The organism is Marinomonas sp. AWM4_232 (genome assembly GCF_056158325.1).
On the sequence record NZ_JBSWTA010000001.1, the window covers coordinates 4,144,257 to 4,162,200 of the forward strand.

Consider the following 17,944-nt stretch of genomic DNA (forward strand, 5'->3'; position numbering starts at 1 on the left):
CCGCTTTAAGTTCTAAAGCTTCCCGTCTCAACGAGGTGCGCATATTAGAGATGTTTTTATGTTTGGTCAACCCCTAAGTTTAAAATCTTTTAATTCTAAACGCTCTGGGTAACCAAAAGACGAACAGTAACAACGAAGACCGGAGCGGTCCGATTGGATGCTACGTGAATAGAGAGAAATCATCTCACGTGCATTTTGAGACATTTCTTGCCAGTTTTTCAGAAAGTTAATGTAGGGTGTCTGTTGGATAGAGTTAACAACCCAACCATTTTCCCCTTCAATAATCCCGTAACGCCTACCCTGTTTTGAAATAAGCATAACAGGCATCCCATACGCATTAGCAACATCAACTAAATTGAAATCCGCTTGCAATGCTTCCGAAACGACCAAAAGCCCACACTCATGCACTAGATACTGACTAGGTGGCAAAAACTCTTGTAACGAACCAACTTCTAGATCTATTTGATTGAGGCGAGCATGCTGAACAATCGACTCCGCTAGCGGATCTTCTGCGAAGCTTAAAAGTTTGGCCGATGCTGAAGAAAAATATCTTGGAAAAAGGTAGTCCTCTTCTGTAGTACCATCACCCCAATTGTCTTCTTTATGAATGTATCTCGCTATTCGCTTAATAGCTGATGAAACCTCTGATTGATCTAACCAGTCGGGTAATTTGTTGGTATGTAATTTACAACGCAATGCAGGGCTTATGAGTGAAGCAAGCGAATTCGCCTTCGAACCAAACGTAATTAGATGAAGCGGTGACTCTTTATGCACTATGTCCAATAGCGCTTTCATGCTAGGTTTTATTTGATTGGTTGCAGACTCAATGACGTCATTGATCGACACGACCTTGAATGTAAGGGAAAACCTTTCAAGCTCATGGCAAAACTCTTCAATGAAAAGTGTAAGCACTTTATTTTCATGTCGAGCATCCCAAACAATCAACGCATCGGACATATTGAATCTTCCTCTGATTAAGACTCATTAAATTCTATGTCAGTGCTGCTTTAACACCACTATTACATGGTGTTTTTTTGCATCAATGCGTAAGCATACGTTAATTTAGCACATTTATTAGCCAGAAAAATCATTTAAAACAGGTATAGTAAAATGAAAGAAAATACATCTAACTTATTGAAAAAATGCGAAATACCTGAAAAAGAAAATGCATTAAAGGGAAGAAATGAACCACTATTCATAGAAGATACAAATGCAGTTACAAAAGATAACATTAAGCGCACTCCTAAAAGTAACGAAAAAGAGGTTATTTTAGCTTTAGGCTGCTTCTGGGGGGCTGAACGCAAGTTCTGGAACACGCCTGGCGTCACTGTGACCGCTGTGGGCTATGCAGGCGGTTACACACCTAACCCTACCTACGAAGAAGTGTGTACAGGGCAAACAGGACATACGGAAGTGGTCAGGGTGATTTTCGATACCAATCAAACCACTCTGGAAGAAGTATTAAAGGTCTTCTGGGAAAATCACGACCCTACCCAAGGTATGCGCCAAGGCAATGATATTGGTAGCCAGTACCGTTCTGCCATCTACGCATTAAACGAAGAAGATTTGGCCTTCGCTAAAGCCAGTAAAGAAAAGTTTGAACGACGCCTGCTAGCCAGCGGTTTTGGCATGATCACAACTGAGATCGAGCTATTGGATACGTTTTATTATGCTGAGACTTACCATCAGCAATACCTACACAAGAACCCAAATGGTTACTGTGGACTCGGTGGCACAGGGGTTTCATGCCCAATTGGTTTAACGGTTTAATAGGATTAACAATGCCTGGAACAATACAAATCAACTCCATCTCTCTTGAAGCGGCACAGAAAATGCCAGTTTTAGGGAGTTGCAGGCGGTAACGTTGTACAAGATGACGAATGCGCATTGGCTGGCTTTAGCGTTCTCTCTTAACAAGAAACCGAGAAGAGCCTATGCACTTCTCGGTTTCTTTTCACCAATGGTCAAGCTGATCACTTAACTGATATAGAGACTTAAACCGCTTGTTCGCTCTACTTTCCTATTCATGGCTTCTTCGAGCACTTTCTCTCCCCCAGAAATCAGGGTGAAATGCTTTTTAGAGCGAGTAATGCCCGTATAGATCAGCTCTTTGGTCAAAATAGGTGAGCTCTGGCTTGGCAGCAGCATAGCGGTATGATGGAACTCAGACCCTTGGGATTTGTGTACCGTCATAGCAAACACTGTCTCAACGCTCTGCAAGCGGCTTGGCAACACCCAGCGCACGCCCCCTTTGCCATCTGAAAAGACAACACGCTGTTTCAACTCACCATTCACTGGATAGCGTAAGCTAATACCAATATCACCATTCATCAGGTCAACACTGTAATCATTTTGTGTCACCATGACAGGACGACCTAGATACCACAGACTATCGGTGTCCATAAGCTTCTTATCAGAAACTAACAAACGCTCAATCTGGTCATTCATACCTTCAAGCCCCCAGTCGCCTTTACGCAGTGCAACCAGTAACTGAAAATTCGTATGAGCCTGTAAAACCTTTTTTCCCCATTGATCGAAAGCCTTTGAATCAAGGGTTTGTGGCATTTGTGCCACCACATCCAAATAATGACCGTAACCAAATATGATCAGTTTTTTAAAATCTGCTTCCAGAACTGAATCAGAATGTTGTGGCTGTGTTAACAAACGCAACACAGGCACGCCATTTACAGCATCTTTTTCAGCGAAGATGTCTTTTAGCTCATCCATTTTCGGAGCTTCAAGATAGTTGTCACGCTCTTCATTTACCAAGCTTGCCAAGCGGTGAATTACCCCACCCTCAAGGAATCGGTAACTTTTGCGCAGCATACAAACCGCCTGATTGAGCATCGAGCCCTGCTCGTCACGATAATCATCGCTCACCTCTTCACCACAGACGTTTTTAATCCACTCCATGGTGTCGGGCGTGTAATGCCCTTCGAGCGCACCGCGACAAAGGTCCCCTAGCACGTAACCCGCCTCAACTGAGGCAAGCTGGTCTTTATCGCCTAGTAGAATGACTCGAGTCGTCGGTTCAATGCCTTCAAATAGGCTCGCCATCATTTCAATATCGATCATGGAGGCTTCATCAACTACAACAATATCGGCCACTAATGGATTGGCCTTGTTATGCATAAACTGTCGAGTATTGGGCTTAGGCTTAAGCAAACGGTGCAACGTCATGACCTGTGTTGGGATGACGGCTTTTAAATCTTCCGGTTGAATATTTTCAAACTCTGGCAGCTGCAATCGTTGTAAGTTATCAGCAATGGACTCATTCAACCGCGCTGCGGCTTTACCTGTCGGAGCAGCAAGACGTATAGCAAGCGGCGGAAGCGCCTGCTTTAGACGCTCTGCTTGCAAAAGGGCCAGTAATTTTAAGACGGTGGTAGTCTTACCGGTTCCTGGACCACCAGTAATGATGGAAAAGTGGTTACTGGCTGCAATGCCACAGGCGATACGCTGCCAATCAGTATCCGTCACAAACTCTTTATTACCATCAAATAAATCGGCCAGTAGACTTCGAATATCACCATCATCAATTTGGCTAGAAGACATCAAGCGCGCACGTATCGCTTTTACGATGAAATCTTCGGCTTGCCAATAGCGGCGTAAATACAACAACGCTGAATCCTTGCTTTCGACCAGCACTAATGGGGAGTTTGGACCGCCTTCCACCGCGCCCGATGCATCAGTCACTGCAATGGCGGAGCATGCCTTGATTGCATCTATCCATGGCTTTAACGATAACCCCTTAATCCACTCTAGCATTTGCACACGTGCAATTTGCTGTGCTTCGTCATCACCCTCGTCCATGCTAAACAACGCTTCTGGCGTGTTTATCACATCCTCTAGGTTGATACAGACCTGACCCAATGCCACGCTGTGACTGGTGAGCATGATCGCTAACAGGGCTTCATCGGTAACCTTCGGAGTTTGCTCCTGGATAAACTTCACCAATGCATAATCAACGTATCGAATTAAGCCCGCATCCACCCAAGATTTCATAAGAATCACATTAGACATGGTCAACCTCCTGCATGCCTGCAAAAAGCTGGTCTAACGCTTCAATGAGCACTGTTGGCGGTTTGTCCATCACAAGCCCCTGAGTCTCGTGGTTTTCATAACCACGCAAGAAGAAATAAATCGCGCCCCCGACATGCTCATCGTAAGAGTAATTCGGAATGCGCTCTTTCAAATGACGGTGTAAGGCCACTAGATACAGCACGTACTGCAAGTCATAACGCTTTTTCAATAAGGCTTCTTCTAAGGCATCCGCATGATAATCTTCATCGCTACTGCCTAAGAAGTTACTCTTCCAGTCAATCACAAAGTACTGACCGTCAATATTGGCCACCAAGTCGATAAAGCCTTTGAACATACCTTGCAAGGCTTGGAAACTCGCCATCGGACGCTCTTTTCCTTGCCAAGTATGACGACGCACTAATTCATCCATACGCATGGTATTCACTTGATTGGCAGCAAACATAAACTCAAGCTCAACCGCAATGTGCTTCGGCGTTAAGTCCATAAGTCGGAGACTATGCTCCGATTTTTGAGTTAACGAAGAAAGATCAAACGACGTAGACAAGAAGTCTTTTAACCAATCCGACAAGCCCAGTGCAAACTCATCCAAGTTACGCTTACGGCAGCGACTATAAAGTGCTTCTAGGCGTGTATCATCATCTGCGACGGCTGCTGAGAAACCTAGCAACCGCTGACCTTCTGGCGTTTCAAAACGTTGCTCAGCAGACCACTCGATTAATCCGTGTAAAAACGTCCCCATAAAGCTACCGCGAGGCAATCGGTGCATCAGCTTCAACGCTTTTCCACTAGCACTGGATTCGTTTTGCTCTGTGTCATCGTCACTGATTTGCTCATCGATGGCTTTTTCGGCTTCGGTACTCTGTGGAAATACCGGCTCACTTTTCGCCCCATATTGAATAGACGAATAACTGGCAATCCACCAAGGCTCAATACCTAAATCGTCCACACGACGTGCATCCCGAGGCGCTAAATCTTCAGAAGGCCTATACGCTTCTACCTCTACTTTTGGCTCAGCTACAGTGAAGACTTCATCCATATCTTTGTATTGCGTTAAAACCGAGCCACCGCTGTGCCCAACCAAGGCATGGCCTGCTGAATTCAGCTCTGGCTCAGGGTTCTCTTGGGTGCCTTTGGGGTCTTCGACTGCCACCCATTGCGCGCATACTGCACGGGTCATAGCAACGTAGATTTTACGTACATCTTCCGCCAGACGTTCAAAATCAGCTTGCTCTACTTCATCTGCTTCAGGGGTAAAGGTTAAACGCAGCTCACCGTCCGTATGGTGGTATTCGATCGGCAAATCAGAGCTTTTCACAGGACGTACATAATCCAAGTATGGCAGCATAACGATCGGGTACTGTAGACCTTTGGATTTGTGGACGGTGACCACTTGCACCAAGTCCGCATCGCTTTCTAAGCGCTGCTGACGACTTTCCTCGCCAGACGCTTCGCTGGTAATGCATTGCTCGAGATGATGAATAAGCGCTTGTTGACCCTGCACCACTTCTGAGGCTTGCTGCAGCAGTTCAGTGATATGGAATAAATCCGTGATAGAACGTTCGCCATTGGCGTCATTTAAGTAACGACTGGTGACCTTTTGCTCAGTAAAAAAACGATGCAACGTCGCCATCACGCCAAACGATAACCAATGATGATGCAGGCTTCTGAACTGCTCAATAAAACTTTCCCAGAATACTTCGTCGTGGTTCAAACGATCCAACTCATAAAGGCTCATGCCCATCAAACGGCTACCCAGAGCAATACGCAAATGATAGCTGTTGTAAGGCTCCGCCATCGCTCGTAGCACACGCAAAATATCCTGCGCTTCTTCAGTTTCAAACACGTCGTTAGAGTCTGACAAGTACACACTGGAGACGTTTAACTCAAACAACGCGCGGCGAATCTGCCGCGCTTGATTACCGCTGTTTACCAACACAGCAAAATCTTTTGGCAAAAGCTTACGCTCACCCTCACCTAGATTGATCTTCGCTCGCCCCGCCTCTGATAAATTTAAAAGATACGTGATTTCCTTCGCCGTAACCTCGGCACGATCCCACTTTTTATCTTTTTCATCTTCGTTATCTTCATTAATTTCTAGATTCCAAACCTGCTGTGGCGGAACTACTTCATCATCTACCAACAAGGCAATCGGCTTACCCTCTTTACCCGATTTCACAGGTAAAAATGGAATCGGGTTGGCCCCTTTGTCTTTGAATAAAAAAGCACCTTGAGTCTGGTTATGTTGATCAGCGAACTCAAAGTATTTATTTACGCGGTGGACTAGCTCTGACGCTGAGCGGAAGTTATGCGTTAGCGTATATTGGCGATCGCCGGTGTCTTCTTTCGCCGCTAAATAGGTGAAAATATCCGCTCCACGAAAGCGATAGATCGCCTGTTTCGGATCACCGATCATAAAGAAGCCAGTATCAGGGTGCGGCTCAGAGACATTGTAAATGGTGTTAAAGATTCGATATTGAACAGGGTCGGTGTCTTGGAACTCATCTACCAAGGCCACTGGAAACTGCTTACGAATCACTTCGGCTAAACGCTCGCCACCCTCGCCCTGTAGTGCTTGATCGAGCTTGATCAACAGATCGTTTTGGCTCAACGCACCGATCTGCAGTTTTTCGTCTTCGACACGCTTAGCGATCCAGTGGCTTGAATGGCTAATAAGAAATTGATCCGGTGTAATCAGCTTTTCAACTGTTTCTTGAAGCTCACTTAAGACTCTTGCTGCTCCCAAATCAATTGGAATCACGGGTGTTGTCCAAAAATCACGGTCGACCAAAGCAATCTTTGCAAAGCTCTTACCGCTAAACAGCTTTTGTAGAATAGAAAGAGATTCACCGGCAGAGCTCGCCCACTCAGCCAAACCATCAAAGACCGATGCTCGATGCTTCGCATTAAGCGAGGTCGCTTTAAAGAGTTTTTGCTTTGCCGCGTCTTCAAAGCCTTTTTGCAGCACAGGTAAGGCATCACGTACCTTTGACTTTAGCTCTTTTACATTGGCTTCACGCTCTTGCGCAATCTCTACAAGCTGCTCACTGATGTTATCCGGTACCTTTGCAATCGCATCAACTTTGTAAATCACACGGCTTACAGTGCTGTATAGATCTGCCGGGGATTTGAAACAACCCAGCACTTGGCGCAACTCTGGTTCATCTAGGGTGAAAACCATTTCACGCCAATAATCTTCGCAAGCTTGCAACACCATTGGTTTTTCATTTTCGATCAGTGTTTGCGAGAAACTTAATCCACTGTAGAACGCATGCTCCGATAGAATACGGCTACACCATGAGTGAATGGTTGACACTGCGGCTTCGTCCATCCATTCCGCGGCCACATCGAGGCGACGTGCCGCTGAATTCAGACTTTGCTCCTGCTCGACTTCGTTACGTAGTTTAATCAGCGCTTCGTCTTTTGATTCGAGATCACCACGAAAAAACGCTGCGGCTTCGACCAATCGAGCACGAATACGGTCTCGCAGTTCACGTGTCGCCGCTTTGGTGAAGGTCACAACTAGAATATTGGGTGGCAGCAAGTAATCTGAAAAGCTGTTTTCACCGCCATGCTTTAGCACCAAGCGCAAATACAGCAGTGCCAAGGTATAGGTTTTACCTGTGCCGGCACTGGCTTCGATCAGTGCTGACCCCGTCAGCGGGAAGGTCAAAGCATTTAGTTGTTTGGTGTTATCGCTCATGCTTTTTCCTCCTGCAAACAATTCAACATCGGCTGGCATAACTCTGGGATCAGAGCCTCAAATTGTGTTACTTGCGCTTCTGACAAGGGAGCTTGGAAATACTGACGCGCATAGTGGCTAGCAGAACTGGCAAGATCACTGTTGAAATAGGCTTCCGCCATACGGTCTACATCAGGCTTTTTCGAGCGGCCTTTATTCAAATAGGCCATCGCCCCATTCACACCAAAACACTGCGGCGCTTTCATGGCTTTCTGCCAAGTCGCCACTAACACACCTAAATACTCCTCGGCGTCTTTTTGAGTCAGCGCTCTGAATTTCATATCGCCGTTCGGGGATAGGACTTGCGTTTGTACATTCCCTTGGTGAGCAACGTTTGCCACCACGTGTTTTACCCAGCCCAACACTAAGTTCGACCAACGCACCTTACTGCCAATATCATTTTTGGTAATCGGGCGTGGAAGCTCTTCTTCGGAGATTTTGGCTTCGCCATAGACATTGGAGGTTTGCAAAATAAACTGGGTCAAATTGCCATTGCCGGAGAAGTACAAACGCTCTAGATCGTCTGCAAACACCAGACCGGATTTTTCATCCATCACACGCTCAAATTGACGTAATGTATCTGGCTTTACTGTTAAAGCCTCAACATGGTGACGCCACGAGAAATACAAGGCTTTCACTTTGGTTGGGAACAGCTTATCGCGGCGGATCTCGGAAAACGCACCCGCTTGCAACTCACCTGCTGCCACATGACGCTGGAGTTCTTGTTCGACTCGGTCATCCCACTCGGATTCTGACGGGGTAAAACGCTTGGCGTATTGCAAAATAGTGTCGTGCACCTGCCATTCGTCCAGCCCATTACTAACGAAGTTCTCCACCACCTTGGTTTCTTCAATTTCACTCGGACGGTGAATGTCTAAGCGCTGTGCATACAGAGCGTCTACTGGTGAACGCAGCAACGCTGTGAGCTTACGAACATCGAGCGGTGCATCAGGTTGCCAATCCGGCAGAGGTTGCTCTTGCCCCAAAGTCACTTCGTTATTGTGCTCCCACTCTTTTTGGTAAGTAAAAAGTGGTGAGCCTTCAACAAAATATTGGCGGCTGAATGGCTGCATTGGGAAATCGTTTGTTAGACTTTTCAGTAAGTCTTTATTAATCCATGCCTTGCCAATGTAATCACGTAACTGGCCAACTAGCACCGAAGGGGGCTGCTCGGTATTGTCTTTGGCACTGCGACCCTGCCAGCTGATCACAAGCTTATCTCGGGCCGACAATACCGCCTCTAGGAATAAGTAACGGGCATCTTCACGGCGAGAACGGTCACCAGGTCGATAGTCACCCACCATCAAGTCAAAATCCATAGGCGTGCTAACTTGCGGATAATCACCATCGTTCATGCCAATCAAATACACCTGTTTGAATGGGATCGCGCGCATTGGCATTAAAGTGGCAAAGTTCACCGAGCCAGATAAGAAACGCTGGCTTAACGACGGTTCATCCATTTGCCCTAAGAGCGTTTCTTGCACCACCTCGATGGCAACGCATTCTTCATCTACCCCCGAGCCACGAACGGTTTCTTCAAGGAGTTCAATCTGATCTTCAATCCGAGTAATCACACGACGCTCATGGTCGTTACTTGGCTCAAAAAATGTCTGCAGACAGCTTTGAAGTGCCTGGCTCCAATCTAGCAGTGGTTTGGGCTCTTTAAAGCTTTGCCAAACCGTTTGCACATCGTCGACTAAGCAATGCATTTGACCGAGCAAGCGTGCTTCTAGTCCACCAATATCACCATAGGGCAAAACATCTTGCCAGATTTCACCGTTGCCAACGCTATACCCCAGCAGCATTCGCTTTAAGCCGAACACCCAAGTGTTTTGCTCAGAGGAATGCGTCAGCCCCAACCCTTTGCGTTGCTCTTGGTTTAGTCCCCAGCGAATATTGGCTTGTTCGATCCAGCTTTTCAGCGTCACAACATCGCCTTCGCTCATACCATAACGTTTACGTAGTGCCGGAATATCCAATAAGGACAGCAAGTCGGTTGCTTCAAAGCGCGAACGTGAAATGGATAACAGGGACTCAAACGCCGCTACAATAGGATGCTGCTGACGAGCACTTTGATCGGCTACGTGGAATGGGATAAAACGTTCGTCGGCATGCTCACCATATTTAGTAAAACGTCCGAAGACAGCTTCGATATGCGGCACGTAAATATTGATATCAGGAGCCATGATCAAGATGTCACGAGGCTCTAATGGCTCGCCTTGTTGCTCGGCTTGTTCGAACTCATTGAGCAAGGCATCGCGAAGCACCTCGATTTCACGTTGTCGACTGTGGGTTTCCACAAAGCGAATGCTTTGATCATGCTCTAGGTTTACATGGCGGGCCAGCGCTTTGCTGTCTTCAATGCTGCGTAAGTTGAAAATATCGTCTTGTAACTGCTGCAACATCGTCTCCACTCCCGGAGACTCGAACAGGTCGATTTTGCTATCAACAAAGAAGGTTTGGTATTGGTCTGGCTGGTCTTTTTCATCGAGCGAGTGCAGATAATCACGCCCCAGTTTGCCCCAAGAAGCCAGCAATGGATTGCCATATAAATGCACATCATCAAGGGAAATATCTTTGCCGTTTCGGCCATCTTTTACCGGGCGACGAGACTTTGCTTGGCGCAACAATTGTCGACCTTCGATTAAGTCTCCCCAGTAATATTCACTTGGGTTCATAGTGAACAACAAGATCTGCGTAAATGGTGCAATGGCGTGAAAGACTTCTAGGATTTGATTAGGCAGTGATGAAATACCAAACACCACTATACGCCGCGGCAAGCCTTCCATAGAGGTTTGCTTGCGACAATATTCGATAAAGTCCTGGTGGATTTGCGAACGGTTAACAATTTGACGTTTGCCCTGTGCAAACTGCGGATCTTGCTCTACGTCTTGCACTAAGTAACGCCAAAGCATCGGTTGCCACAACTGATCATCAGGCACAGATTTGGATTGGCTATTGGCGGGCTCGTCACGCTTTGGCAAGACATCTAAACTATCTTGCCATGCTTGCAACCAGTCCGCACGGTAGACTTGGTATTGGTCAAACAACTTGGCAATGCGTTCCGCTAACACATAACGGCGATGTTCTTCGTTTTTACCCATAGCGATAAAATGAATCAGTGAATCATAATGACCGTCTTGATTTATGCTGCTTAAGTCTTTTAATAGACGAAACAGACGCCAAGTCATCGGCTTCATATCAAATGGCGACTCAGTATCTAACTCCCAAAATGCCGCACGATACGCTTCCCAGATAAAACGCCCCGGCAACGAGACATCAATGGAAGTCGCAATCCCTACACCACCATCGTGTTCGTCTTGAGCCAACGCTTGCTGCAACCACTGTGCAATGCCATTACTCTGGACCAGAAATTTATCTGTCTCCAATGGCTCCAGCGGATAACGCTTGACCCACTCCACCAACACATCTTTCAACGATTCAAGACGATTGCCTTGAATGACCATCAATCCCGTCGGCCAACTGCTCACATCATGCCCCTTTCGCCCAATAGTCAAATTAGGTCTATGGTACACCAAAGTCACGACAGATAATGACGCCAGCAAACGCTTGTTTTAAAAATAAAAAAGCCAACTCGAAAGCTGGCTTTTGAAACATACAAGAGACTAACAATTAGCCATCAATATTGATGTTATATTCAGTGTTATTGAAGATAACTTTTAGTGAATCTCCGGAGTCGACATTACTATCCGAACCGAAAGTAGCAATTTCTTTGGTGTAGTTTTCACTGTCTACAACGCCAACTCCACTTTCAGTCACAGATAAGTTGTCATTTAGGAACTTCTCAATGTCTTCTTCATCAGAAGGTAACGTCAATAGATCCGACACATCTAGGGCATCCTCTTTAGCATTGAAATCTGTAATCACGTCGTTGGCATCATCATTCTTGAGAATGAAAGTATCTTCCCCTGAACCGCCGGTCATGGTATCCGAACCGTAATCAGCTCCACCAAACAAGATGTCATTACCATCATCACCTAAAAGGTTGTCAGCTCCAGCACCACCATCAAGGTAGTCATTGCCTTCACCGCCATCTAGAAGATCATTATTACCTTCTCCATAAAGTGAATCATCATCAGCTCCTCCATACAGAGAGTCATCATTTGAGCCACCTTTCAAGGTATCGTTGCCTTCATCTCCATAAAGAGCATCGAGATTAGTTCCGCCATCTAGCAAGTCATCTCCTAGACCACCGTGCAATTCATCGTCACCCGATTCACCAAATAACGAATCATCGCCATCACCACCATATAAGGTGTCATTTTGGGAGCCGCCGTAAAGCTCATCATTGCCTAAGCCACCATGAATGGTGTCATTACCTGCTTCACTCTTAATAATATTATCTGAATCATCTCCAGTAAGATCATTAGGCTCCCAAAGGTTTATGCTAGGTTCTGAATCTAAACTGGCCAGAGTGTTAAAGTTAAGGCTGACAATACCAGAATCACCGTCTGCATCTTTAACTAATAAGTTCACATTTATACTGGCATCTACTAAAGATTCGTATTGTTTAATAGTCCATTCCCCAGTAGAAGAATTTAGCTCTACTTCATATACAACTTCTCCACCTTTGGTCGCTTTTAATAGCTGCCCATTATCAGTATCAATAATCGATACTAATGGAGCGGCAGAAAGCCCCAGCGAAGAAAAGATTGACGCTAAACCATTGGTTAAAGTCGTCACTATATTAGTGCTAAATACAGCAGTCCCTCCATCTGCACCGATACCACCTAAATCCCCACTGACCTCTGCATAGTCTTTGCCAGCAACGAGGCTTAATTGAGCATTTAGAACAGTATCAAGCAGACTACTAGGAGAATCATCATCAACAGTTACTGTAACCGTTTCAGAATCAATCACAGAGTCATCATCGCCTATTAAATTAACGCCGAAAGTAAGGTTAAGCTCATTTTCAGTTGCACCAGTACTAACTAAACTATCGACGATGTTTGCAACTAAATTCGGTGCTTCATGGTCTACTGCTTTAGACAAAGTCACTGTGTAAGTGGCTGTGCCTTGGTCAGATATATCACTTAAAGAGATGCGCATCACTTCATCATCGGTGCCTTCAACGACACCGAAGGCATCGCCATTGTCTGATTCCCACTCAACTGTTTTACCGCCAGAAGTCAGCCCCTGCTCTTTTAGAGAATCGATATCAATAGCGAGCTTAACACCAGAGCCAGCCTCGAAGTTGGTGATCTTAAATTCCTTGGTAACCTCTGTAACAGCATCCTCGTCACCAAACTCACGTAATCCTTTATCAGGTAGAGCTTCTTCCGAAACAACTGCCAAATCAGAGTCTGTCAAATCAAGACTTACTTTAGAGGCATCAGGAGTTTCAGTAACACCAACTGCAGTAATATTTAGAATGCTAGTAGCCGAATCACCATCAGCATCAGTCAAATCCACTCCTACTGAAATTGCAGAGCTTAGACCCTCGATATTTTGATACTGTAAGAATTCCCAGCTGCCTGTATCGGTATTCAGATGGATTTGGAAGACTGTATCACTATTACCATCAAGCACCGACAAGGTATCAACATTCGAACTATCGCTAACTTCAAACTCAACTTTAGCGCCCGAGCCAATTGTTGAAAGTACAGATTGCAACTGTGACTCGATATTTGCACTAAACGCAATATCACCATAACCATCTGCACCAAAACCACCAACCGCACCAGAAGCTTCAGCTATAACTCCGCTAGAGAATGAGATCGACTTGATAGTGAAATCGCTATTATCATCTTTGTTTGCATCATTTCCGTTATCAAGTGCTTCAATAACCAATTTATCAAAGCCACCTTGAGAAATAGATAGAATTGAAGCATTTACATCCCCACTAGATTCCTCAGAAGTTATCGTAGTAAAGCCTACCTCATCATCTCCTCGATAAAGCGTAACTTTAGCAACTTCTTTACCACCTTGGTCTGTTGAGTAGAAACGGCTAAAGTCAATTTCTGCACCGTAAGCAACGTCGTTTAGTGTGAAAATAAGCTGCTCAGAAACTCCTGCACCATCTTTAACACGGTATTCAATCTCACCAGGTAAAGAGTGTCCAAAGTCACTTGAACTTCGAACCCCAACACCATCACCATTTTGGTAAAGAGCCGCTGTAGATTCAGCAAGCAAATCTGACGCTGTTGTCGCACCAAATGCTCTCGCTGTAATCGTAAACGGAAGCTCCGAGGTGTTTAAAGATTTACCGTTTATTAAGTCGAAACCATTAGCATCAAACAGAGCTGAACTTGAGCTTACTGCTGTCGCAGTAGCACTGAATGAAGCTTCACTTGGCGAGTCATCTTCGATATCAATCTGAACAGTTTCTCGAACGGTTTGATTACCATCTGTTACAACAATATCAACATTCAATATTGTTACATCTTCCGATGTATCATCCGGATGATCGATTGGCGCAGATAGCGTCACATCGTAAGAAGAACCATCTAATGAGATTCGAATAACTTCAGTATCACCCGCTTTACCAATCAATTCAGTATCTGTACTGTCATCCCAATTGATATCTACATCACCAGATTTTAACGTAGGTTCATTACCGTTAAACTCCAAAGATAACTTAGCCGATTGAGATGCACCAGACACAGTAAAGCTACCGGTATCTGTCGCTTCGTTAGTCGAATCAGTTGGACTACCTACGTTATCTTTTATACCACCGCTAAGCGCCTCTTCACTGACCACAGTGTCCGCACTAGCAACATCAATAGATAATGGTGTCGTTTCTGGAACGTTATAAACCGTCACATCTATTGCTTTGGTTGCAAAAGCCTCATCATTGTTAGATTTCTCCACGGCTTTAGCAGTAAACGTAAGTGTAAACGTCTCATCAGACTCCATAGATGGCACATTAATTGTTAGTGATTCAAAATCCCAACCCGTTACATCTACCAATTCATTAGAGTTAGTAAAAGTAACTTCATGAACACCATCGGATAGTGTTGCCCCAATTGGCGCACCACCGACTGAAACAGTATGAGTTTCTGAACCATCTTCAGTATCAAAGAAAGTCACATTGAAAGATTGAAGACTGATATCTGTGCCTTCATCACCCGCATTCAATGGTGAATTAGTAGAAACACCATCAGGGAAAGAAGCATCGAAATCAGCCGCAAGTACAGCCTCTGCACTAGGGTAAACATCAAAGTTAGTAGAATTTATTTGGAGTGCATCACCGCCATCCACAGCCATGTATACGTCGTAGTAACCTGGGCCATCTTCATTATGGTGGGCAATCTCGATTGCATAGTAGCCTGATTCATCAGCGGTAAATAAACCATCAACAGCGTTGTTTGATTCACTACCATTCCATTGACCTTCCGCAACCAACTCATCACTAATTTTCACATAAAGACTGTCATCAACATCACCTGAGAAGCTGTAAGTACTACCAGCTTCTAAATAAATGTAACCAGTGATCGTTGTAAGCGTATCAACAGGAACGCCAGATACTTTAGGAACAGATTGAACGACTATAGAACTTTCCGCTTCTGATAAATCATATTTGTCAGCCAGCAGACTAAGCTCCTCTTGAGTTAAACCTAAACCTCTATTATCAACCTTTTCACCACTACTATCCTTTAGTACTACGTTAACCCACTTAGTTAAAATCAACCCTTCTTCACCTGAACCAGTGAATATAGGCGCATCAGCGACAGCGACCACATCAATCGACAAGGTTGTAGACTCACCTGCATCTGTTGTATAAGTCACAACAGGTACTTCACCAGCCCAGTGTTCGACTGGATCAAAGGTATAAGAACCACCGCTTTCTAAAGTAAAATCACCAACATTCTCAATTGTTACTGTTGAGCCAGCCGCATAGCTCGCAGAGTCACCTGCAATAGTGAATGTGGAAACTACAACTGATCCATAGTTTGAATCATTTTCTAATACATTCCCTGTAGCAGGACCTTCATCCTCGTTTATCTGCTTAACGTCCGCAATAACCGATGAGCTATCGTCCTCATTAGTAACAGTGATTACTAAGGTATTTTCAACATGATCTCCATCGTTATCTACTGTCGTATAGACAAATGTAGCATCAGCACTTTCACCAGCTTGGATTGAATCAGCAAAAGCGTCACTTGGCTGATAAACGTAAGAACCATCGGCTGAAATATTAATTGTACCAAACGTTGGATCATTGATTGTCTGAGCAGCTAGTACACCACCATCAGCACCAAAATCACCTGATAATGTAATGTTGCCACTGATTTCTGAGTATTCAGTCGCCGCAGAAACAACCTCAACTTTCGCAACAAGTGGTACTGTTTGAATATCATTTTCATCTGTTTTCAGTGTTGAGCTTAACTGACCATTGACCAAAAACCCTTCAAGGCTAATATTGTAGGTATTACCATTAACAGTCACCTCTTCAGATGAGAGGTTCGTTAAAGTCACAACGTCTGATGGATCTGAACTTGTGTTGAAAGGTTGTTCAATGCTTAGATCCGCCGTTAATGTAACAGTTACTTCTGCACCATCAATATTCAGCACTGCGGTATAAGACACTTCACTATCTTCTAGAGAAACGTATTTCGCATCAATTTCAGAATTTTTGTGGGTGAATTGTCCAAGGGTCAGATATTGACCAACATCAGGAGAGGATGCCGCAGAAGAATCCACTAGAGATAATTGAGTTGGATTATTATCATAATCATCCCAGCTTAATAAATCTTTTAAACTGTCTGAATCTGTATTTAGTGCTTCAGACTTATCTTTAGACAAGTAATGAGCTGATTCAAAATTAATATCTGTAAAGCCACCTTTTAAAGAAATAACAGAATATTCAGTAGCAGCAGTAGAACTTGAAATCAGAACGACCGAATCCTGTACATCAACCCCCTCAGGAGAGTCATCTTCAATACTAAGGTTGATTTCAATGCTATCGATTAAACTAGATGGATCCGATGTACTACCATCTATTACATTTATAACAAAACCTAGGTTCAAAACATCTTCAGTTGAAGGGTCTAAATGATCAACTGGAGCAAATAAGGATACAACATATTCTCCATTACCATTTTCTACATTAACTAGCTCAATATTTATCACATCATATTGTTCATTCGTATTGGTAGTCGCTATTCCTTTTAAAACCTTACCATCTTGTAATACTGACCACGAAACTTCATTGCCATTAGAAAAGATTTGCGGAGAATTTAAAGGCATCGAAAGGAACGTGCTCAAATCAACATCAGGGGTATCAATATCGGAATACTCGAAGCGCCCCGTTATATAGTGAAGGTCTGATATGTCATTTGGAGAACCAACAGAATCTTTATTAGGGTTTCTAGAATCTAAACCCTCTTCAGAAACAGTCGCAATCAAATCATCTGACTTAATTATAGGAGCGTCATTCTGTCCTTCTATAATAAAGTCAATTTGCTTATATCCAATCTCTCCATCTTGACTAGTAATTTTTACAAGGACATTAACATTTTCAACATCTCCTTCATTCATATCTTGATAAAGTCTTGTATCAAAAAAGTAGTGACCTGAACTAACATCTATAGAGAAACCATTTGGGATCGAGCCAACCGCTTCTAACTCAACATTTTGATTATCCATATCAACATCTAGAGCCCAACCATCTAAATCAGACCCAAAAGTCATAATTCGACCAGAAGCACCTTCAGTCAAGTAATGCTGCGTATAAGCATATACGGCGGCAAAATCCTCACCGACCTCAGATATTCCACCACTCGAGTTAGTCTGGGAAGCGTTTACATAAAATTGAGCTCCGTTATCGTATCTTTGATCCCAGCTAATCTCACCTTTCTGAGGGTCATAAATAAAGTTTGGATAGGGCTCAGAAGACGAAGAAGCAACATTCAAAGAGCCATCCTGTAGCAAAGAAACTCGATATGTATGCCCCTCATCTCCAAGCGATGAGTCAAACGTTATATCTACGTGCCCTCCGAGAGCAAACTCATCACTGTTAATGCTCACCATTACATTTGAGACATTGACTACCTCTTCTAGAGTTTCAAAGCGATCAATAATCTGATTATTATCTAAATCATCAACAATAGTAACAATAGGAGCACTTGTATCATGTCTGTGATCGTCGCGTGCTGATCTCTTGACACTGCACGAGGAACTTAACCTTAGCAATACGTG

The 17,944-nt window shown here is 44.3% G+C and carries 6 protein-coding genes; 1 reads left to right on the forward strand and 5 read right to left on the reverse strand.

Features of this window, described 5'->3' with window-relative positions:
* Window positions 1–66 precede the first annotated feature (66 nt).
* A complete protein-coding gene (locus ACXAC1_RS19690; protein ID WP_475063751.1) occupies window positions 67–957 on the reverse strand; it encodes a hypothetical protein in 891 nt (296 codons plus the stop codon).
* Window positions 958–1,110: 153 nt separating this feature from the next.
* Here ACXAC1_RS19690 and msrA point away from each other — a divergent pair, with 153 nt between their 5' ends.
* Window positions 1,111–1,770: a peptide-methionine (S)-S-oxide reductase MsrA gene (gene msrA, locus ACXAC1_RS19695; protein ID WP_475063752.1), complete on the forward strand. Its 660-nt coding sequence runs from the start codon at window positions 1,111–1,113 to the stop codon at window positions 1,768–1,770.
* 207 nt (window positions 1,771–1,977) lie between these two features.
* Here msrA and recD read toward each other — a convergent pair whose 3' ends face one another.
* From recD to ACXAC1_RS19715, 4 genes are all read right to left on the reverse strand, one after another.
* On the reverse strand, window positions 1,978–4,023 hold the full coding sequence (recD, locus tag ACXAC1_RS19700) for an exodeoxyribonuclease V subunit alpha (RefSeq protein ID WP_475063753.1): 2,046 nt from the start codon (window positions 4,021–4,023) through the stop codon (window positions 1,978–1,980).
* Entirely contained in the window at window positions 4,016–7,744 is a 3,729-nt protein-coding gene (gene recB / locus ACXAC1_RS19705) for an exodeoxyribonuclease V subunit beta (RefSeq protein ID WP_475063755.1), read from the reverse strand. The genes recD and recB overlap by 8 nt, the downstream gene beginning before the upstream one ends.
* Complete coding sequence (gene recC, locus ACXAC1_RS19710) at window positions 7,741–11,274, reverse strand: exodeoxyribonuclease V subunit gamma (protein ID WP_475063756.1); 3,534 nt, start codon at window positions 11,272–11,274, stop codon at window positions 7,741–7,743. Before recC ends, recB begins: the two co-directional genes overlap by 4 nt.
* 142 nt (window positions 11,275–11,416) lie before the next feature.
* Window positions 11,417–17,659 (reverse strand): choice-of-anchor K domain-containing protein, encoded by a 6,243-nt coding sequence (locus ACXAC1_RS19715; protein ID WP_475063757.1) that lies wholly within the window; start codon window positions 17,657–17,659, stop codon window positions 11,417–11,419.
* Window positions 17,660–17,944 lie beyond the last annotated feature (285 nt).

Coding starts and splice junctions, on each gene's coding strand:
- msrA (WP_475063752.1), top strand. CDS start 1,111: ATGAAAGAAAATACATCTAACTTATTGAAAAAATGCGAAATACCTGAA.
- ACXAC1_RS19690 (WP_475063751.1), bottom strand. CDS start 957: ATGTCCGATGCGTTGATTGTTTGGGATGCTCGACATGAAAATAAAGTG.
- recD (WP_475063753.1), bottom strand. CDS start 4,023: ATGTCTAATGTGATTCTTATGAAATCTTGGGTGGATGCGGGCTTAATT.
- recB (WP_475063755.1), bottom strand. CDS start 7,744: ATGAGCGATAACACCAAACAACTAAATGCTTTGACCTTCCCGCTGACG.